The sequence below is a fragment of the Curtobacterium sp. PhB136 genome, assembly GCF_004346855.1.
Classification (GTDB): domain Bacteria; phylum Actinomycetota; class Actinomycetes; order Actinomycetales; family Microbacteriaceae; genus Curtobacterium.
Genome location: NZ_SMGH01000004.1, coordinates 464,924 through 485,051, shown reverse-complemented (window position 1 = coordinate 485,051; position 20,128 = coordinate 464,924). Strand labels below are relative to the sequence as shown.

17 protein-coding genes are annotated in these 20,128 nt (G+C 70.4%); 13 read left to right on the top strand and 4 right to left on the bottom strand.

The window, feature by feature from the left end; translation table 11 throughout:
• The first annotated feature begins 61 nt into the window (after nt 1-61).
• The 3 genes from EDF27_RS02325 (at nt 62) to EDF27_RS02315 (ending at nt 3,799) form a co-directional block, all read left to right on the top strand.
• Nucleotides 62-841 carry a DeoR/GlpR family DNA-binding transcription regulator gene (locus tag EDF27_RS02325; protein ID WP_123655236.1) on the top strand — a complete coding sequence of 260 codons (780 nt, stop codon included), beginning with the start codon at nt 62-64 and terminating at the stop codon, nt 839-841.
• On the top strand, nt 838-2,196 hold the full coding sequence (locus EDF27_RS02320; RefSeq protein ID WP_132047045.1) for a 6-phospho-beta-glucosidase: 1,359 nt from the start codon (nt 838-840) through the stop codon (nt 2,194-2,196). The genes EDF27_RS02325 and EDF27_RS02320 overlap by 4 nt, the downstream gene beginning before the upstream one ends.
• 151 nt (nt 2,197-2,347) lie before the next feature.
• A complete protein-coding gene (locus EDF27_RS02315) occupies nt 2,348-3,799 on the top strand; it encodes a sugar porter family MFS transporter (protein ID WP_123701122.1) in 1,452 nt (483 codons plus the stop codon).
• Between the two features lie 88 nt (nt 3,800-3,887).
• On the opposite strand, the gene EDF27_RS02310 is transcribed toward EDF27_RS02315, so the two are convergent.
• The 4 genes from EDF27_RS02310 to EDF27_RS02295 all read right to left on the bottom strand — a co-directional run bounded on the left by EDF27_RS02310 (nt 3,888) and on the right by EDF27_RS02295 (nt 7,792).
• Entirely contained in the window at nt 3,888-4,439 is a 552-nt protein-coding gene (locus EDF27_RS02310; RefSeq protein ID WP_132047043.1) for a GNAT family N-acetyltransferase, read from the bottom strand.
• A gap of 77 nt (nt 4,440-4,516) precedes the next feature.
• Nucleotides 4,517-5,767, bottom strand: a complete 1,251-nt coding sequence (locus EDF27_RS02305; protein ID WP_123655245.1) for a sugar ABC transporter permease — start codon at nt 5,765-5,767, stop codon at nt 4,517-4,519.
• A gap of 53 nt (nt 5,768-5,820) precedes the next feature.
• Nucleotides 5,821-6,585 carry an ATP-binding cassette domain-containing protein gene (locus EDF27_RS02300; protein WP_243698218.1) on the bottom strand — a complete coding sequence of 255 codons (765 nt, stop codon included), beginning with the start codon at nt 6,583-6,585 and terminating at the stop codon, nt 5,821-5,823.
• Between the two features lie 97 nt (nt 6,586-6,682).
• Nucleotides 6,683-7,792: a substrate-binding domain-containing protein gene (locus EDF27_RS02295; protein ID WP_123655247.1), complete on the bottom strand. Its 1,110-nt coding sequence runs from the start codon at nt 7,790-7,792 to the stop codon at nt 6,683-6,685.
• Nucleotides 7,793-8,014: 222 nt separating this feature from the next.
• On the opposite strand from EDF27_RS02295, the gene EDF27_RS02290 reads away from it, so the two are divergent.
• The 10 genes from EDF27_RS02290 to EDF27_RS02245 all read left to right on the top strand — a co-directional run bounded on the left by EDF27_RS02290 (nt 8,015) and on the right by EDF27_RS02245 (nt 20,070).
• A complete protein-coding gene (locus EDF27_RS02290) occupies nt 8,015-9,493 on the top strand; it encodes a sugar porter family MFS transporter (protein ID WP_132047041.1) in 1,479 nt (492 codons plus the stop codon).
• 21 nt (nt 9,494-9,514) lie between these two features.
• Entirely contained in the window at nt 9,515-10,531 is a 1,017-nt protein-coding gene (locus tag EDF27_RS02285; RefSeq protein WP_165931322.1) for a LacI family DNA-binding transcriptional regulator, read from the top strand.
• Between the two features lie 97 nt (nt 10,532-10,628).
• Entirely contained in the window at nt 10,629-11,852 is a 1,224-nt protein-coding gene (locus EDF27_RS02280; protein ID WP_260235898.1) for a Gfo/Idh/MocA family oxidoreductase, read from the top strand.
• Nucleotides 11,849-12,751, top strand: coding sequence for a sugar phosphate isomerase/epimerase (locus EDF27_RS02275; RefSeq protein WP_123655250.1), 903 nt, complete (start codon nt 11,849-11,851; stop codon nt 12,749-12,751). Before EDF27_RS02280 ends, EDF27_RS02275 begins: the two co-directional genes overlap by 4 nt.
• Before the next feature lie 35 nt (nt 12,752-12,786).
• Entirely contained in the window at nt 12,787-13,806 is a 1,020-nt protein-coding gene (locus tag EDF27_RS02270; protein WP_165931321.1) for a Gfo/Idh/MocA family oxidoreductase, read from the top strand.
• Nucleotides 13,807-13,841: 35 nt separating this feature from the next.
• Nucleotides 13,842-14,852, top strand: a complete 1,011-nt coding sequence (gene iolG / locus EDF27_RS02265) for an inositol 2-dehydrogenase (RefSeq protein WP_123655252.1) — start codon at nt 13,842-13,844, stop codon at nt 14,850-14,852.
• Entirely contained in the window at nt 14,849-15,757 is a 909-nt protein-coding gene (locus tag EDF27_RS02260) for a sugar phosphate isomerase/epimerase (RefSeq protein ID WP_132047039.1), read from the top strand. The genes iolG and EDF27_RS02260 overlap by 4 nt, the downstream gene beginning before the upstream one ends.
• 49 nt (nt 15,758-15,806) lie before the next feature.
• The gene (iolB, locus tag EDF27_RS02255; protein WP_165931320.1) at nt 15,807-16,646 is read left to right on the top strand and encodes a 5-deoxy-glucuronate isomerase; all 840 of its coding nucleotides are present in this window, start codon (nt 15,807-15,809) and stop codon (nt 16,644-16,646) included.
• Nucleotides 16,647-16,669: 23 nt separating this feature from the next.
• The gene (gene iolD / locus EDF27_RS02250; RefSeq protein WP_132047037.1) at nt 16,670-18,586 is read left to right on the top strand and encodes a 3D-(3,5/4)-trihydroxycyclohexane-1,2-dione acylhydrolase (decyclizing); all 1,917 of its coding nucleotides are present in this window, start codon (nt 16,670-16,672) and stop codon (nt 18,584-18,586) included.
• On the top strand, nt 18,583-20,070 hold the full coding sequence (locus EDF27_RS02245) for an NAD-dependent succinate-semialdehyde dehydrogenase (RefSeq protein ID WP_132047035.1): 1,488 nt from the start codon (nt 18,583-18,585) through the stop codon (nt 20,068-20,070). Before iolD ends, EDF27_RS02245 begins: the two co-directional genes overlap by 4 nt.
• Nucleotides 20,071-20,128: the final 58 nt, after the last annotated feature.

Genomic DNA, 20,128 nt, shown 5'->3' with positions numbered 1-20,128 from the left:
GAACGCAAACGGGACTGCACGAGTTTGCGTGAGAGTGCGCGAGTTCGGATACAGTGGCGCCATGATCCTGCGAGAGCGGCAGAACCGCATCATCAAGGCGCTGCGCGTCGAGGGCGCCGCCTCGGTCCAGGAGCTCGCCGACGCCCTGTCCGTGAGCGCGGCGACGATCCGGCGCGACCTCGAGATGCTCGACCGCAACGGCGAGCTCGTCCGCACCTGGGGCGGCGCCGTGCTCGCGCCCGGCCAGACCGCGCAGGACGGTGACGACGGCGAGCCGATCGAGACCCCGTTCGAACAGGCCGGCGACCTCGACCTCAAGCGCCGGATGGCGGTGGCCGCTGCCGCGATGGTGCAGGACGGCCAGGTCGTCATCCTCGACATCGGGACCACCACGCCGCAGATCGCCGAGCTGCTCCGCGGCCGCGACATCACGGTCATCACGACGAACCTCGCCGTGTTCGACGTCCTCCGCGACGACGAGGCCGTCCGCCTGGTCCTGCTCGGTGGCGTCGTCCGCCGCAACTACCGGACGCTCGTCGGCTCCCTCGCCGAAGCGGCCCTCGAGCACGTCAGCGCCGACCTGCTCTTCCTGTCGTGCACGGGCGTCCGCGCCAACGGGCACGTCGTGGACAACATGGCGGTCGAGGCCCCGATCAAGCAGTCGATGATCGCCGCCGCCGAGCGGGTCGTCCTGCTCGCGTCCGAAGCGAAGTTCCCCGGGACCGGGGCCCTCCGGCTCTGCTCCCTCACCGATGTCGACACGCTGATCACCACGACCGGCGCCCCCGACGAAACACTCGCACACAGCCGGAACGCCGGCGGAGAGGTCATCACCACATGAAGCTCTGCATCCTCGGAGGCGGCGGGTTCCGCACGCCGTACGTGTACCAGGCACTGCTCCGCGACACCGGCTCGCCCCGCGTGGAAGAGGTCGCGCTCTACGACGTGGACGAGGCCCGGCTGCACGCGATGGTCGCGATCCTGACCGAACTCGCCGCCGAGTTCCCGGACGCTCCCGTCCTGAAGCCCACCACCGACCTGCACCGTGCGGTCGAGGGCAGCGACTACGTGTTCGCCGCCCTGCGCGTCGGCGGGCTCGAAGGACGCCGTTGCGACGAGCACGTCGCGCTCGACCTGGACGTCCTCGGCCAGGAGACGACCGGCCCCGGTGGGCTCGCCTACGCCATCCGCACCGTGCCCGTCATGGTCGAGGCCGCGAAGGTCATCCGCGACCTCGCCCCGAACGCGTACGTGATGAACTTCACGAACCCCGCGGGCATCATCACCGAGGCGATGCAGACCGTCCTCGGCGACCGCGTGCTCGGCATCTGCGACACCCCGTCCGGCCTCGGTCGCCGGGTCGCCGGGATGCTCGGGCTCGACCACACCCGCGTCCAGATGGACTACGTCGGCCTGAACCACCTCGGCTGGATGCGCCGCGTGATGTACGACGGCCGCGACGTCCTGCCGGAGCTGATGGCCGACGACGAGCGCCTCGGGGCGATGGAAGAGGGACACGTCTTCGGCCTGGACTGGATCCGTTCGCTCGGCTCGATCCCGAACGAGTACCTCTTCTACTACTACTTCAACCGCGATGCCGTGCGCTCGATCGTCGGCTCCGGCAAGACCCGCGGTGACTTCCTGGCCGAGAGCCAGTCCGCGTTCTACGACCGGGCAAGTGCCGCCGGCAACGGCGTCGCCGACCTCTGGCGGGAGACCGTCGCCCGCCGCAGTGCGTCCTACATGGCCGAGGCCAAGGGCGGCACGCAGGACGAACCGCTCGACCCGAAGGAACGCGAGACCGACCCGTCGCACCAGGGCTACGCGGGCGTCGCGCTCGGCGTGATGGCAGCGATCAGCCGCAACGAGCGTCAGACGATGATCCTCAACGTCCGGAACAACGGCACCATCGCCGGGCTCCCGCGCGACGCGGTGGTCGAGGTGCCGACCATGGTCGACGCGAACGGCGTGCACCCGATGACGACCGACCAGCCGGACCTGCACCAGATCGGCCTGATGAGCCAGGTCAAGGCCGTCGAACGGCACACCATCGCCGCCGCGCTCACCGGCTCGAAGGACGAGGCCCTCAAGGCGTTCGCCCTGCACCCCCTGGTCGACAGCGTCACCGTCGCGCGGGACCTGGTGCGCGGGTACGTCGACCGGATCCCGGAGGTCGCGGCGGTCCTCACGAAGTAGCGGTGGTTCCCGTCGGGTCGATACATCGTCCACCCGACGGGAAACCTGGGGGTCTGGTAACGATCGTTGCGAACGCATGCGTACGCTCGTGTCGGATCAGACCCGAGGGCATCACCGTCGATGTGCCACCACCGCACATCGAAGGACGACAATGCCCCTGCCAGCCCGCGCCCCGCGGACCCGCACCCCCGAGGACCGCAGCGCCTACGAGCCCGGCATCGAGACGACGCACATCCCGGTGCTGCCGCCGGACGCCCGCGCGCGGAAGCGCTTCGTCCGTGTCGTCGCCGCGGTCGCCGCAGTGGGCGGTGCGCTCTTCGGCTACGACACCGGCGTGATCTCCGGCGCGCTGCTCTACGTGTCCTCGGACTTCGACCTCGGCGTCTTCGAGGAGGGCATGGTCACGAGCGTGCTGCTCATCGGCGCCGCGGTGGGCGCACTGGCGGGCGGCCGGGTCGCGGACCGTGTCGGCCGCCGGCTCGCCCTGGTGCTCGCCGGTGCGGTGTTCATCGTCGCGACGATCGGGTGCGCCTTCGCCCCGGACTACGCCGTCCTGCTGGTCAGTCGCGTGGTGCTGGGTCTGGCGGTCGGGGTGTCCTCGATCATCGTCCCGCTCTACATCGCCGAGATGGCGCCGTCGGACATCCGCGGACGCCTGGTCTCGCTCAACTCGCTGATGATCGTCACCGGGCAGCTGCTGGCGTACCTGGTGAACGCGTGGCTCGCGCAGTACGGCGCGTGGCGCTGGATGCTCGGGCTCGCGGCGGTCCCGGCCGTGGTCCTCGTCGTCGGCATGTTCCTGCTGCCCGACACCCCGACGTGGTACCGGATGCGGGACCGCGCGGGTGACGCACTGCAGGTCCTCCGCCGCACCTACCCCGAGCGTGAGGCGCACCGGGAACTCCGCACCATCCGCCAGGCGCAGGAGTCGCAGTCGTCCGAGAGCCAGGGGTGGAGCGGGTTCCGGCAGCCGTGGATCCGGCGCTCCGTGCTCATCGCCGTCGGGGTCGCGATCCTGCAGCAGGCGACGGGTGTCAACACCGTGATCTACTTCGCACCGACCCTGTTGGTGGACACCGGGCTGCCGTCGTCGACCGCCGTGGTCGCGACGATCGCGATCGGTGTCATCAGCGTCGTCGCGACGCTCGTCGGGTTGCGCCTGGTCGACCGGGTGCCGCGCAAGAAGCTGCTGATCGGCGGCTCCCTGGGCGGGGTCGTGTCCCTCGTCGCGCTCGGTGCCACCTTCCCGCTCACGGAGCGCGGTCCCGGCTTCAGCTACCTGACGCTCGGCGTGATGGTGCTGTTCCTGGCGTTCCAGCAGTCCGCGGTCGCGACGACGACGTGGCTGATCATCTCCGAGCTGGTGCCGTCAGCGGTGCGCGGCATCGGCATGGGCGTCGCCGGGGTGTTCCTGTGGCTCGCGAACTGGGCGGTGTCGCTGGCGTTCCTGCCGGTGGTCCACGCGATCGGCGGGTCCTGGACGTTCATCGCCTTCGCGGTCATCGGAGTGGCCGGCGTCGTGTTCGTGTGGCGCGCGGTCCCGGAGACCGGCGGCAAGTCGTTGACGGACATCGAGCACGAGATGCAGGACGCGACGGCCTAGGACGTCGGCCGGCGGCTCGCGACGTCACCAGCAGACCGGCCGGGAGGCTCGTGGCGGGGCCGCCACGAGCCTCCCGGCCGTCATCTGGTCACCGCCCACCCGTGGAGACCCACGCGCCGAGCGGTGCGTCCGGAACGTCCTCGTCGCTGTGTGCGGTGTCGCAGAGGACGAGGCCGCGGGCCTCGTAGTTCGGGCGGGCCGCCGGTCCGTCGAGGTCCCACGTGTGCACCCAGACGCGCACCGCGTCGGGGAGCGACCAGGCGGTCGCGATCGCGTGTTCGAGGAGCGGGCCGCCGAGCCCGCGTCCGAGGCCGGGCGCGGCCAGGCCGAAGTAGCGGATCTCGACGTGGACGCCGTCGTCGTGCGGGACGGGCTGGAGCTGGACGTAGCCGAGGGGGACGCCGTCGGCGCTCGGGAGCAGGAACACCGTGCCGGGGACCGCGAGCTCCTCCGCCCACTGCTCCCGGGTCCAGTCGAGCCGATCGGTCCACCGCCAGGCGCCGCCGACGTACCCGTAGAGGAACCGGGCGTACTCGGGGTCGACCGCACTCGTCCGGTCGAGCCGCACCGGAGCCGGGACGGGCCGGGGCGGAGCGGTCGGAGGTGTGCGCGACTCGAGGGTCCAGGTGACGACGTCCATGCGTCCGATCCTGCCGCACACAACGGGACGGGCCCCTCGGCTGCTGCCGAGGGGCCCGTCCCGTGTCGTGGTTCCGGTCAGGCGGCACCGTGACTCGCCCGGGAGCGACGCGAAAGCGAGTCGATGATGACCGCGAGGAGCAGGACGGCTCCGGTGACGATGTACCGGGTGTAGTCCTCGAAGTTCAGCAGGTTCAGGCCGTTCGCGATGGACTGGATGACGATCACGCCGAGCAGTGCCGACCAGATGTTGCCGCGGCCGCCGAAGAGGCTGGTGCCGCCGATCACAGCCGCAGCGATCGCGTTGAGGTTGACGTCACCGCCGCCCGAGCTGAGGGTCGCGGCGGACAGGTGGGCGGACGCCAGGAGCCCACCGATGACGGCGAACACCGAGCAGAGCATGAACACCGAGATGTACACGAGCCGCACCTTGATGCCGGACCGGCGAGCGGCCTCGACGTTGCCACCCACGGCGTAGATCGACCGGCCCCACTTCGTGCGCTTCACGAGGTAGTTCATGATGACCACGAGCAGGACGAAGAACACGAAGGACGTCCCGGTGCCGCGGTCGGTCGAGAGGTACCAGCCGATCGCGGAGAGCCCGACGAGGAGCAGCACCGCCTTGGTGATCACGAGCGACTTGGCGCCCGTCGACAGGCCGGCACGGCTCCGCCGGGCATCGCGACGGAGGTCGGCGAACAGCGTGCCGCCCGCGGCGAGCACCGCGAGTGTGTAGACGAGCCACGGCGGCAGGTAGGAGAAGAGCGCGAACTGCACGATGAACGACTCGGTCGGCAGGTTGATCGAGCCGTTCTGGCCGAGGACCAGCAGCTGCACGCCGAGGAACGCGAGCAGCCCCGCGAGCGTGATGACGAAGCTCGGGACGCCGAACCGCGTGTACAGCAGGCCGTACAGCAGGCCGATGAGTGCACCGACGCCGAGCGCGACGGCGATCACCGCGATCAGCGGCCAGTGCAGCTGCGTGAGTCCGACTCCGAGGATCGCCGCGGCGAGGCCGCTGACGGAACCGACGGAGAGGTCGATCTCGCCGAGGAGCAGGACGAGGACGATGCCGATCGAGATGGTGCCGGCCGCCGCACACTGCACGGCGAGGTCGACGAGGTTCGTCGCGTAGAGGAAGCTCCCCCCGGGTGTCAGGATCCCGAACGCCACCCAGATGACGACGAGTCCGACGACGACGGGCAGACTGCCGAGGTCGCCTGCGCGGACCCGACGGGTGAAGCTGGTGACGGCACCGCGGATGCCTTCTTCGCGGAGGAGCCGCTCGTCCTGGAGGTCCGCTGCAGCGCGGGAGGTCGGCGTGCTCATGGTGACGGGGTCAGGAGAGGTGCCTCGTGGCCGCTTGCTCTGGCGGGTGCTGCTCATTGGTCGGTCTCTCGTTCGGATTGCGCGGCGGCGCGACGGGTGACTGCGTTGTCTGTGGCACCGGTGATCGCGGCGATGATGTCCTCGTAGCTCACGTCGGCGACGGCGAAGTCGCCGTTGTTGCGGCCGAGGCGGAGCACGACGACGCGATCCGCGACTGCGCGGACGTCGGCGAGGTTGTGGCTGATGAGCACCACACCGTGCCCTCGGTCACGGAGACGTTCGACGAGGTTCAGGACCTCGGCGGTCTGCGCGACGCCGAGGGCGGCGGTCGGTTCGTCGAGGATGACGACCTTCGGGTCCCCGATGAGTGATCGGGCGATCGCGACGGTCTGTCGCTGCCCTCCCGAGAGCGATGCGATCGGGATGCGCACCGACGGGATCCGCGCCGACAGCTGTCGGAGCAGCTCCCACGACTTCGCCTCCATGGCCTCCTCGTCGAGGACGAAGGTCGAGATCTCGCGCCCCAGGAAGAGGTTGGAGACGACGTCGAGGTTGTCGGCGAGTGCGAGGTCCTGGAAGACCGTCGCGATGCCGAGCGACTGCGCAGCGGCCGGGGAGCCGATCTGCACGTGTTCGCCTTCGAACGTGATCGTGCCTTCGTCCGGGGTGTAGACGCCGGCGAGGATCTTGACGAAGGTGCTCTTGCCGGCGCCGTTGTCCCCGACGATGGCGACGACCTCACCGGCGTGCACGTTGAAGTCGATGCCCGAGAGGGCCTGGACGGCGCCGAAGCGCTTGCTGATGCCCTGGAGGGACATCACCAGGTCCTTCTGGACGGTGACGGGGGTGGGTTCCGCGATGGTCACGAGGACTCCTTGCATTCAGGGGAGGGGGAGTGACCCCCCTCCCGGCGGATCACTTGATGCCGTACTTCGTGCAAGCGGCGGCCAGCTGCGCGGTGCAGATGTCCTTCGCGGTGAAGAGTCCGTCCTTCACGACGGTGTCCTTGATGTTGTCGGCGGTGACGGCCACCGGTGTGAGGATCACCGACGGGACGCTCTTGCCGCTGGCGGTCTTCACGGTGCTCGTCGTCGAGGCCTTCTTGCCGGCGGCCAGTTCGAGGGCGAGGTCCGCCGCTCCCTGCGCTTCGGGCTTGAACGCCTTGTACACGGTCATGTACTGCTTGCCGGCGAGGATCCGCTGGAGCCCGGCGAGCGTCGCGTCCTGGCCGGTGATCGGCGGCAGGTCGGTGGCGCCGGCCGCCTGCATCGCCGAGATGACGCCGCCAGCGGTGTCGTCGTTCGCGGCGTAGATGCCCTTGATGTTCGTGACGCCGACCTTCGAGATCTGACCAGCGGCCCAGGCCTGTGCCTTCGCCGGGTCCCATCCGGGGGTGTCGTACTCGCCGAGCACGTCGAAGCTCGTCTTCGACAGCACGGACTGTGCGCCCGCCTTGAACTGCGACGCGTTGTTGTCCGTCGGTGAGCCGTTGACCTCGAGGACGCCGGCGTCGTCGGCGATGCCGAGGTCCTTCATGCGGTCGACGAGGGCCGTGGCCTGCAGCTCGCCCACCTTGTTGTTGTCGAAGGAGATGTAGGCGCTGAGGTCACCCGAGTTGATGAGCCGGTCGTAGGAGACGACCGGGACGTTCTTCGACTTCGCGAGGCTGACGATCGAGGCGGCCGCTTCGCCGTCGAAGGCGTCGAGGACCAGCACCTTCACGCCCTGCGTGAGCATCGCCTGCGCCTGCTGCTGCTGCTTCGACGCGTCGCCGCCGGCGTTCTGGTAGAGGACCGAGCAGTCCGGGCACTTCTTCTTGATGCGCGCAGTGAAGAGGGGGCGGTCGGCACTCGCGAAGCGCGCGGTGACCGAGTCCGGCAGCAAGAGGCCGATCTTGGCGTTCGAGGCGGATCCACCACCGCCGGACGATGCTGCCTGGGAACCGTTCGAGCACGCGGAGAGCGATCCCGCGAGGAGCGCGATCGACGCAACCGCGATCGCTGCTCGAGTGACGACTTTCTTCATTGAAGGCCTCCATCTGCCACCTCCGTCGGTGGCGATAGTTCGTCGAGTTACTGCTCAACGAACAAGTTGTCCGGCAAACGATACGATACGGGTGACCCTGCCGCAAGGACTTCTTTCATGGAGTACGCACCTTCCGTTTTGTGGACACTTAGTCCGGTGTGTGAGAACCTGGGAGGAAGGCATGCCCGGGGCCACTGGGCTCGACACGACGAAGGAGTCTTGATGTCTGGACAAGGACAACCGCGCGGAACACTCGAACTCCCACCGTTGACCACCGGCCCGCACCGCAAGCGGATCGGTCTGATCTCGGTCGTGGCCTGCCTCGGCGGCCTGCTCTTCGGCTACGACACCGGCGTCAGCAACGGCGCCGAGATCTCGATCCAGTCGCAGCTGGGCCTCGACGACATCGGCCTCGGCGTCGTCATCTCCTCCCTCGTCTTCGCGGCAGCGGTCGGCGGCCTCGTCGGCGGGCCGGTGTCCGACCGCATCGGCCGCCGGTCGACCATCATCGCGATGGCGGTCTTCTTCTTCTGCGGCACGCTCCTGGCCGTGTTCTCCCCGAACTTCGAGGTGCTGCTCGCCGGACGCATCACGGTCGGACTCGCGGTCGGTGCCGCGTCGATCGTCGTCCCCGTGTACCTGGCGGAGCTCGCACCGCTCGAGATCCGCGGCATGATCACCGGCCGCAACGAGCTCGCGATCGTGAGCGGGCAGCTCGCCGCGTTCGTCATCAACGCGGTCATCGGGATCGTCCTCGGCGACGAGGGCGGCGTCTGGCGCGTGATGTTCTTCATCTGCGCGATCCCGGCAGCCGCGCTGTTCATCGGCATGCTCAGGATGCCGGAGTCCCCGCGCTGGCTGGTCGAGCACGGCCACGACGAGCGCGCCCTGGCGGTCCTGAAGACGGTCCGCAACGAGGACCGCGCCGCCGTCGAGCTCGAGGAGATCCGCAAGATCACGTCCGAAGAGCCGAGCGAGACCCGGCTGAACGGGCTCAAGGCGCTGCTCTCCAGCCGCTGGCTCATCCGCATCGTCCTGATCGGCTGCGGCGTCGCCATCGCGCAGCAGGTCACCGGGATCAACTCGATCATGTACTACGGCCAGCGCATCCTGATCCAGTCCGGCTTCGGGGCGAACGCCGCCCTGATCGCGAACATCGCCCCCGGGATCCTGGCGGTCGTCGGTGGGATCATCGCGCTCCGCAACATGGACCGCGTCGACCGGCGGAAGACCTTCATCCTCGGCCTGTCGCTCACGACCACCTGCCACATCCTGATCGGCGTCTCGTCGCTGGTGATCCCGGACGGCAACCCGATCCGGCCGTACGTGCTGCTCTTCCTCATCTGCGCGTTCGTGCTCTCGATGCAGTCCTGCCTGAACATCGCCGTGTGGGTCTGGCTCGCCGAGATCTTCCCGCTCAACATGCGTGGACTCGGGACCGGCATCGCGGCCTTCGCCGGCTGGCTGATGAACGGCGTGCTCGCGCTCTACGTGCCGTCGCTCATCGAGGGCATCGGCATCACCGGCACGTTCTTCCTCTTCGCGGTCATCGGTGGCATCGCGCTCGTCTTCATCGTCACCCAGGTGCCGGAGACCCGCGGCTGGTCGCTCGAGAAGCTCGAGGAAGAGGTGACGACCGGCGCGATCTACATCGACACGATCAAGGGCAAGGCGAAGCGGGCCGGTCGCGACGAGCGGTGACCGTGCTGCAAGATGTGGTCCATGGCTGACGACGGGTCCACGGCGACGGCACGACGCGCGACCATGCGTGACGTGGCCGAGCGGGCGGCGGTCTCCAAGTCGCTGGTCTCGCTCGCGTTCAGTTCGCCGGAGTCGGTCAGCCAGGAGCGGCTCCGGCGGATCCTGGACGCGGCCGACGCGCTCGGGTTCCGCCCGAACCGCGTCGCCCGCTCGCTGAACGGTGCGCGGGACGACTTCGTCGGGATCCTCGTCGCGGACTCCCGGAACCCGGTGTTCGCCGAGGTGGTGGACGCCGCCAGGCTCTCGCTGTCGGCGGGTGGCCGGCTCGGGCTGATGACCAGCGCGGTGCTCCCCGGCGCGGGTGCCCACCTGGACCTCGAGGCGGTCGCGATGCTCGGCGACCTGCAGCCCTCCGGACTCATCGTGGTGGGCTCGGTGCCGAGCATGGACCTCGTGGTGGAGGCGATGGGGTCCGCCCGGATCGTCATCGCCAGTGCCCGACCGGACCGGCTCGCCGGCGCCGCGACCGTACGCGGGGACGACGAGGTCGGTGTCCGGCTCGTCGTGGACCACCTCGCCGGGCTGGGGCACCACCGGATCGGGCACGTCGGGGGAGCCGGCGGTCGGGTGGCCTCGGGCCGCGCCGATGCGTTCGTCGCGGCGATGCGGGAGCGCGGCCTCGACGCCGGACTCGTCGCGGAGAGCGACTTCTCCGAGGCGGCGGGCTTCCGGGCTGCGCAGGCGCTGCTCGACCTCGACGAGCCGCCGACCGCGATCACCGCGGTCAACGACCTCGCCGCGATCGGCGTGACGGCCGCGCTCCGGCAGCGGGGCCTGACGGACTCGGTCGCCGTCACCGGGTACGACAACACGTACCTCGCTGCGCTCGGGGCGGTCGGACTGACGTCGGTGGACCCGGACAACGCCACGATCGGCCACCGCGCGGCCGAGCTCCTGCTCTCCGAGGAGAACCCGGGCGAGGTGCTCGTCGCACCCACCCTGCGGATCCGGGCGTCGTCCGTGCCCGCGCGCCGCTGACCGCACCGCACGCGGTTGACATCGTCGGATCGACGGTCGTACATTGAACCGGTCCAAGATTTTGGACCGGTTCAAACCAGGAAGCAAAGGAGCCCCTGTGGCAGAGAACAGCGCGCCCCGCACCGTCGGTGTCGGACTCATCAGCGTCGGGTGGATGGGGCGACTGCACTCGCGCTCCTACGCCCTCCTCCCGCTCCTCTACCCGGAGCTCGGCATCCGCCCCCGCCTCGTCGCAGCAGCCGACGTCGCCGCCGCCGGCCGTGACTACGCCGCGGACGTCCTCGGCTACGAGAAGGTCGTCTCCGACTACCGCGAGGTCTTGAACGACCCCGAGGTCGAGGTCGTCTCGATCTGCGCCCCCAACTCCCTGCACGCCGAGATCGGCATCGCGGCCGCCGAGGCCGGCAAGCCGTTCTGGATCGAGAAGCCCGTCGGTCGTGGCGCCGCCGAGACCGAATCCGTGGCCGCGGCCGCCGACGCCGCGGGTGTCGCCACCACGATCGGCTTCAACTACCGGCACGTCCCCGCCGTGCAGCACGCCCGCCAGCTCGTCCTCGACGGTTCGCTCGGCCGGATCACGAACGTCCGTGGCCGGTTCTTCGGCGGGTTCTCCTCGAACCCCGAGGACCCGCTGACCTGGCGCTTCGTCCGCGCGACCTCGGGCAGCGGTGTCCTCGGCGACCTGATGGGCCACCTCGTCGACCTCATGCACTACGTCCTCGGTCCGATCGGCTCGATCTCCGCCGCGACCGGCACCTACCTCACCGAGCGTCCCGGTCTCCCGGGGACGCCCGACGCCGGCAAGCTGCTCCCCGTCGAGAACGAGGACTACGCCACGATGCTCGTCCGCTTCGACGAGTCCGCGGTCGGCGCCGGTGCGATCGGCAACCTCGAGGCGTCGCGCATCGCCGTCGGTCCGCGCTCCGAGTACGCGTTCGAGGTCTTCGGCACCGAGGGCTCGGTCCGCTGGGACTTCGAGCGGCTCAACGAACTCGAGGTCGCCCTGGCCCGCACCGGGCAGCACGTCGGCTACACCCGCGCGTTCGCGGACGGGTACTTCCCCGACTACTCCCGCTTCCAGCCGAGCTCGGGCACGAGCATGGGCTACGACGACCTCAAGGTCATCGAGGCCGCGAAGTTCCTCACCGCCGCCACCGGGGGCGAGGCCACCGGGTCCAACATCCACGACGCCGTCGCATCGGCCCGCGTGCTGAGCGCCGCCGAGGAGTCGGCGGAGTCCGGCCAGTGGGTCGACCTGCCCGTCGAACCGGGCGCGACCGCCAACGTCCGCACGAACACCACCGAAGGGGCACGCGCATGAGTCTCCGCATCGCCACCGCACCGATCTCCTGGGGTGTCAGCGAGGTGGACGGCTGGGGCTACCAGCTGCCCCCGGAACGCGTCCTCGCCGAGATGACCTCCCTCGGGTTCGAGGCCACCGAGCTCGGCGCGCAGGGCTTCCTGCCCCCGGCGCCCGAGGACAAGGCCGCCCGCCTGGCCGAGTTCGGGATGACCGCGATCGGCAGCTTCGTGCCCGTCATCGCACACCAGCCCGGCATCGACCCACTGCCCCGCATCGAGCAGGAGCTCGCGGACTACGCGGCATCCGGCGCGACCGTCCTCGTGGTCTGCGCGGACAGCGAGCAGACCGGGTACGACGCCCAGCGGGAGCCGCTCACCGACGAACAGTGGGCGACGCTCTTCGCCAACCTCGACCGCATCACCGAGGCCGCGGCGGCCGTCGGTGTCACCGCGACCCTGCACCCGCACGTCGGCACGGTCGTGGAGACGAAGGACGACGTCGACGCCGTCCTCGCCGGCTCCACCATCCCGTTCTGCTTCGACACCGGGCACCTGTTCCTCGGCGGCACGGACCCGGTCCGCTTCGCCGCAGAGCACACCGACCGCATCGCGTACATGCACCTCAAGGACGTGTCGCTCGAGGGCATGCGCCGGGTCGCGGATGGCGAGATCAGCTACTTCGACGCGATCAAGGCCGACATCCTCTACCGCCCGGTCGGACAGGGCGACGTCGACATCCGCGCGATCCTGACCAGCATGGTGCAGGCCGGGTTCGACGGCTGGATCGTGCTCGAGCAGGACAAGGTCGTGCTCGAGGAGCCGGCCGCCGGCACCGGCCCGATCGAGGACGCCCGCGCGAGCGTCGAGTACGTCCGCGCGCTGGTCGCCGAGCTCGAGGCCGCCGAGGTCGCACGGTGAGGGTCGGCGTCGCGGGACTCGGTCGCATCGGCGCGATGCACGCGCGGAACCTCGCGCGGACGCCCGGCGTCGACGAGGTCGTGCTCATCGGCCGCGACGCCGGACGGACGGAGTCGGTCCGGGCGCGGCTGGCGGCGCAGCGGGACGCCGAGCAGACCACGGAGTCCGGGGCGCCCGGGTCGGACGTCTGGGCGCCGGTGTCGACCACGGTCGACCCGCTCGCCGACGTCCTGCCCTCGCTCGACGGGATCCTCGTCGCCTCGGCCACGGACACGCACGCCGAGCTCGCCCGGGTCGTCGCGGACTCGCACACCCCGCTGCTCATCGAGAAGCCGCTCGCCCTCGGCGTCGACGAGCTGACCGAGCTCTCCCGGGACCTCGACGCGACGGGCACACCGATCATGGTCGCGTTCCACCGTCGCTACGACCCGGGCTACCAGCGGCTCCGGCAGCACGTCCTCGACGGTGACGTCGGCACGCTCCGGCTCGTGCAGGCGACGGAGAACGACCACTACGCGCTGCCCGTCGACTACATCCCGCAGTCGCACGGCATGTGGCTCGACCTGCTCGTCCACGACTTCGACATCATCCCGTGGACGGTCGGCGACCCCGTCGTCGAGGTCTCGATGATCGGCTCCGTGCTCGACGAGCCCGTCTACGGCGACCACCAGGACACCGACACCGCGATGGTGACGCTCCGCTTCGCATCGGGCGCGGTCGGCAGCATCGGCGCGCTCCGCCGCAGCGACGCGGGCCAGGACGTCCGGCTCGAGGTCACCGGCTCGAAGGGCGCGTACGGTGCCGGCTACGGTCCACGCACCCCGATCACCTCCACCGAACCGGGCGGCAGCGCACCGTCGAACCCCTACGACACGTTCGGCGACCGCTTCGTCCCGGCGTTCGAGGAGGAGATCGCCCACTTCGTCCGGATGATCCGCGGAGAATCGGAGAGCCTGACGCCCCCCGCCGCCGGACTCGTCGCCACCGCGCTCGCCGAGGCGGCCGCGGAGTCGTTCCACACCGGACGCCCCGTCCGGCCCCGCACCACCGCGTAGACCACGCGGCACAACCCACCACCCTGGAGATTGCAATGACGCAACAGACCCGGATCGGCCTCTTCGGCACCGGTCGCATCGGACAGGTCCACGCCATGAGCGTGGCCGCCATCGACGACGCGGAGCTCGCGTGGGTCTGTGACCCGTTCGTGGAGGGCGCCGAGCGCACCGCCGCCGAGTACGGCGGCAAGGTGAGCACGGACCCGGCCGAGGTGTTCGCCTCGGGCGAGGTCGACGCGGTGATCATCGCCGCACCGACCGCGACCCACGTCGACCTGATCGACGCCGCCATCGACGCCGGTGTGCCGGTGCTCTGCGAGAAGCCGATCGACCTCGACCTGGCCCGGGTGGACCGCCTCCGCGCGAAGGCCGCCGCCGCGACGATCCCGATCGTCCTCGGCTTCAACCGCCGCTTCGACCGGCACTTCACCGAGCTGCAGCGTCGCGTCAGCGCGGGGGAGATCGGCACGCTCGAGCAGGTCCTCATCACGAGCCGCGACCCCGCCGAGCCGCCGGCGGCGTACCTCGGCGCATCCGGCGGCATCTTCCGGGACATGACGATCCACGACCTCGACATGGCGCGGTTCTTCGTGCCGGACATCGTCGAGGTGACGGCCCGCGGCGCGAACACCTTCAGTGCGACGGCCCGCGAGCTCGGCGACTTCGACTCCGCCGTGGTGACCCTCCGTGGGGCGGACGACGAGCTCGTGGTCATCACGAACTCGCGGCACGCGTCCTACGGGTACGACCAGCGCTTCGAGGTCTTCGGCTCCGAGGGGCTGCTGCAGGTCGGCAACCAGACGGACACCCTCGTGCGCCGGTGGAGCGCCGACGCGGTCGAGTCCCTGGAGCCGTACCAGAACTTCTTCCTGCAGCGCTACGCGGAGGCGTACCGGCTCGAGGTCGTCGAGTTCCTCAAGGCCGTGCGCGGCGAGCCCTCGCGGAGCCCCGGGTTCGAGGACGGCCGTGCCGCCCTCGTGCTCGCGGACGCCGCGGACCGCTCCGCACGCACCGGCCAGTCCGTCGCGGTCGACCTGTCACGATGAGCCCGATCAACCGCGACCTCGTCGCCACCTGCTGGACGACCGCGGGCACGGGACTGCCCGACGGGCCCTCGGAGCGGAGCTCGTTCTCCGCCCGGGAGCGCGTCAGTGCGGCCGCGGACGCCGGCTACGTCGGGCTCGGGTTCGTCGTCGACGACCTCGAGGTGGTCCGCGACACGATCGGCTTCGACGCGCTCCGCGAGCACGCGGACCGCGTCGGCATCCGGCACCTCGAGGTCGAGCTCGTCAAGGACTGGTGGCGGGACCCTGCGGAGACCCCGTGGCGCACCCGCTGGGACCTGCTCCGTGACGCCGCCCGCGCCTTCGGGAGTCCGATGGTGAAGATCGGGCCGCCGCCCGCGCCCACGGTGGACTCGCTCGACCCGTACGTCGGGCCGTTCCGGGCGCTGGCCGACGAGGCGGCGGAGATCGGCACGCGGCTGGCACTCGAACCGCTCCCGTTCGCCGGGATCTCCTCGATGCCCCAGGGGTCCGAGCTCGTCCGCGCCGTCGACCACCCGCACGCCGGACTCGTCGTCGACTCGTGGCACGTGTTCCGCGCCGACACCTCGCTCGAGGAGCTCCGGCGCACCCTGGACCCGGCCACCGTGGTCGGCGTCGAGGTGAACGACGCCGACGCCGAACCGCAGGCCGGTCGCACGCTGTTCGAGGACACCCGGGACAACCGTCGCTACCCCGGCGAGGGCGCCCAGGACGTCGTGGGGTTCCTCCGCACGATGGCGGAGCTCGGCTGGGACGGTCCGTGGGGCGTGGAGATGCTCTCCGTCGAGCACCGTGCCAAGAGCCTCCCGGACGCGTTGGACGCGGCCCGGGACACGACGCTCCGCTGCCTCCAGCTCGCGGAAGCGGATTTCCCTACAGCGGACGTTTCGTCCATTCAGCGATAAAAGCGCTATGCTCATTCAGTCCGACGCAACGACGCAGAGAGGATCAGACATGGTCGACCCGCAGGTGCTCAAGCACGGCGCATGGGACGTCATCACCCCGGAGATCGCAGGATGGGAGTTCGTCACCTTCCAGGTGAAGACCTTCGGAGACGGCGAGACGGTCGAACTGCCGGCCGACGGCAACGAGCGGGCGTTCGTGAACCTGCACGGCGACCTCGTCCTCACCGTCGGCGGTGACGAGTACCGCATCGGCGGTCGCGACACGGTCTTCGACGGGCTCGGACACACGCTCTACGTCCCGCGGGACACCGCCGTGACGATCACCGCCACCCCCGGTGCCGAACTCGCGATCGCGACGGCCCCGGCCACCGAGCAGCACGAGGTCGTCCTCGTCACGCCGGACGACGTCGGATCCGCCACGCGCGGCGGCGGCACCGCCACGCGCCAGGTCTCGACGCCGATGTCGCCCGCGTTCCCCGCGGACCGGCTGCACATCGTCGAGGTGTGGACCCCCGGCGGCAACTGGTCCAGCTTCCCGCCGCACAAGCACGAGCACGACATCGACGGCGAAGCGCAGCTCGAGGAGGTCTACTACTACCGCCTCCGCGACCCGGAGAACGGGTGGGCGCTGCAGCGGGTGTACAGCCCCGAGCGCGACTTCGACCTCGACGTCCCCGTGCGCGACGGCGACATCTGCCTCATCCCCTGGGGGTACCACACCACCGTCGCGGCCCACGACCAGGACCTCTACTACCTCAACGTGCTCGCCGGGCCCGCGCCGGAGCGCACCCTGCAGGCCGCCGAGGACCCCGCGCTCGCACCCGCCCGTGCCAAGTGGGACGCCCTCGGCACGGACCCCCGTGTCCCGTTCGTCCCCGTCCGCCCCTGACCCACCACAGAAGGAAGTTCGCAATGGCGCAACACCCTCAGCCGACCCGCCGCCTCACGGTGGGCCAGGCGATCGTCGAGTTCATGCAGGCCCAGCACGTCGAACGTGACGGGGTCACCAGTCCGTTCTTCGGCGGCGCGTTCGGCATCTTCGGCCACGGCAACGTCGCCGGCCTCGGACAGGCGCTCCTGCAGTACCAGGACGTGTTCCCGTACTACCAGGGCCGCAACGAGCAGGGCATGGTCCACATCGCCACCGGCTACGCGAAGATGAAGAACCGCCTCGGCGCGCTCGCCGTCTCCACGTCGATCGGCCCCGGCGCGACCAACATGGTGACGGGTGCCGGCACCGCGACGGTGAACCACATCCCGGTGCTGCTCTTCCCGTCCGACGCGTTCGCGACCCGGTCGACCGGTGCCGTCCTGCAGCAGCAGGAGCACCCGTACGCGATGGACGTCACCGCGAACGACTCCTTCCGCGCGGTCTCGCGCTACTTCGACCGGATCAACCGGCCGGAGCAGCTCGCCTCGGCACTGCTCGAGGCGATGCGCGTCCTCACCAGCCCCGCCGACACCGGCGCGGTCACCATCGCGGTGCCGCAGGACGTCCAGGCCGAAGCGATCGACTTCCCGGAGGCACTGTTCTCCGACCGCGTCTGGCACGTCGCCCGCAACCGTCCGGACCGCGCGGCGATCCAGCGCGCGGCCGAGCTGATCAAGGGCGCGAAGAACGCCGTCATCATCGCCGGCGGCGGTGTCGTGTACTCGGACGCGACCGACGAGCTCGTCCACTTCGCCGAGTCGACCGGCATCGGTGTCGGCGTGACGCAGGCCGGCAAGGCGGGCATGCCCTGGGAGCACCGGCTCGCACTCGGCGCGCTCGGCTCGTCCGGCTCGGCGTACGCGAACTCCATCGCGAACGAGGCCGACGTGGTCATCGGCATCGGCACCCGCTACACCGACTTCACGACGGCCTCGAACACCATGTTCCAGAACCCCGACGTGGCGTTCGTGAACATCAACGTCGCCGAGGTCGACGCGTTCAAGGAGTCCGGCATCCCCCTCGTCGGCGACGCCCGCGAGACCCTCGCCGAGCTCCGCGCCGCACTCGAGGGCTTCACGCTCGACGCCGACGTCGTCGCGTCGAACGAGCAGGCCGCCAGTGACTGGCGTGCCGAGGTCGACCGCATCATCGAGGTGCAGGACAGCCCGACGCTGTCCCAGGCCGAGATGCTCGGACTGCTCAACACCTCCGCCGAGGCCGACGACGTCGTCATCAACGCCGCCGGGTCGATGCCGGGTGACCTGCACCGCCTCTGGCGTCCGGGCAGCCCCAAGGGCTACGACATCGAGTACGGCAACTCGTGCATGGGCTACGAGGTCGCGGGCGGTGTCGGCGCACAGCTCGCCGCACCGGACCGCCGCGTCCACGTGCTCGTCGGCGACGGGTCGTACCTGATGATGTCGCAGGAGATCATGACCGCGGTGCAGGAGCACCTCCGCATGACGATCGTCATCGTCGACAACCACGGGTACGGCTCCATCGCCGCGCTGTCGGAGACGCTCGGCTCGCAGACCTTCGGCACCCGCTTCAACGAGCGTGGCGAAGCACTCCGCCACGACGGCCGCCGCCTCGAGGTCGACTTCGTCGCCAACGCGGCGAGCTACGGCGCCGAGGTGTTCTCCGCCGACACCGCCGACACCTTCCGCACGGCACTCGACGACGCCCGTGCGTACGACGGCACCAGCGTCGTCTACGTCCGCGTCGACGCCCAGGGTCGCTTCGGCGGCTCCGGCGCCTGGTGGGACGTCCCCGTGGCCGAGGTCTCGACCCTCGACAGCACGAAGGACGCCCGCGCCACCTACGACGAGAAGAAGCGCGACCAGCGGCTCTACCTGACGCAGTCCGCCCCGCGCGTGCGAGAACTGGAGCACTCATGACCGACGCGACCGACGTCCTGGACTCGACAACGCACCCGGCTGCCATCGTCGCCGGGGTCCCCACGGGCCTCCTGATCGGCGGGGTGGAACGCCCCGCCTCGGACGGCGCGACCTTCGACGTCCACAACCCCGTCGACGGCAGCGTGATCGCGACCGTCTCGAGCGGCACCCGGAACGACGCGCAGGCGGCGGTCGACGCCGCCGCCGACGCGGCGGCCGACTGGGCGGCGACCCCGCCCCGCAAGCGCTCCGAGATCCTGTCCCGCGCCTACGACCTGATGATCGAGCGCGCCGACTGGTTCGCCCGGCTCATCACGGCGGAGAACGGCAAGGTGTTCGCGGACGCCCGCGGCGAGGTCGTCTACGCCGCCGAGTTCCTCCGCTGGTACGCGGAAGAGGCCGTCCGGATCCCCGGCTCGCTGCAGACGGCGCCCGGCGGCGCGAACAAGATCCTCGTCGAGCACCGAGCGATCGGCATCGCGATCCTCGTGACGCCGTGGAACTTCCCCGCGGCGATGGCCACCAGGAAGATCGGGCCGGCGCTCGCCGCCGGCTGCACCACGGTCCTCAAGCCGGCGAGCGACACCCCGCTCACCGCGCTCGCGATCGGCAAGCTCTTCGAGGAGGCGGGCCTGCCCGCCGGTGTCCTCAACGTGCTGCCGAGCCGGTCCTCCGGCACGGTCGTCGAGCAGATGGTGCGCGACCCGCGTGCCCGGAAGCTCTCCTTCACCGGCTCCACGGAGGTCGGCGTGAAGCTCATGAAGCTCGCGGCGGACTCCGTCGTGAACACGTCGATGGAGCTCGGCGGCAACGCCCCGTTCGTGGTGTTCGACGACGCGGACCTCGACGCCGCGATCACCGGCGCGATGATCGCGAAGATGCGCAACGGCGGCGAGGCCTGCACGGCCGCGAACCGCTTCTACGTGCAGGAAGGCGTCGCCGCGGAGTTCTCCTCCCGGCTGGCCGAGGCGATGGGCGCACTCCGGACCGGAGACGGCCTGGACCCCGACGTCCAGCTCGGCCCGATGGTGAACGAGGGTGCTCGCGACGACATCGCGCGGCTCGTCGACGGCGCGAAGGAGGACGGGGCGACGGTGCTCACCGGCGGTGCGTCACCGGACGGGCCCGGGTGGTTCTACCCCGCGACCGTGCTGAGCGACGTCCCCGAGCACGCCCGCATCCTCAAGGAGGAGATCTTCGGGCCGGTCGCGCCCGTCGTGACCTTCCACACCGAGGACGACGCCGTCCGGCTCGCCAACGGCACCCCGTTCGGGTTGGTCTCCTACGTCTACACGCAGGACCTCGCTCGCGGGCTGCGCGTCAGCGGGCGGATCGAGTCCGGCATGGTCGGGCTGAACCGCGGCCTGGTGTCCGACCCGGCCGCACCGTTCGGCGGGATGAAGGAGTCCGGCATCGGCCGCGAGGGCGGCGCCGAGGGGCTCCTGGAGTACATGGAGTCGCAGTACATCGCGGTGAGCTGGTAGCAGCACCAGCCGGCCCGGCGGGCCAGCCGGCCCGCCGGCCCGCCGGGCCAGCCGGCTC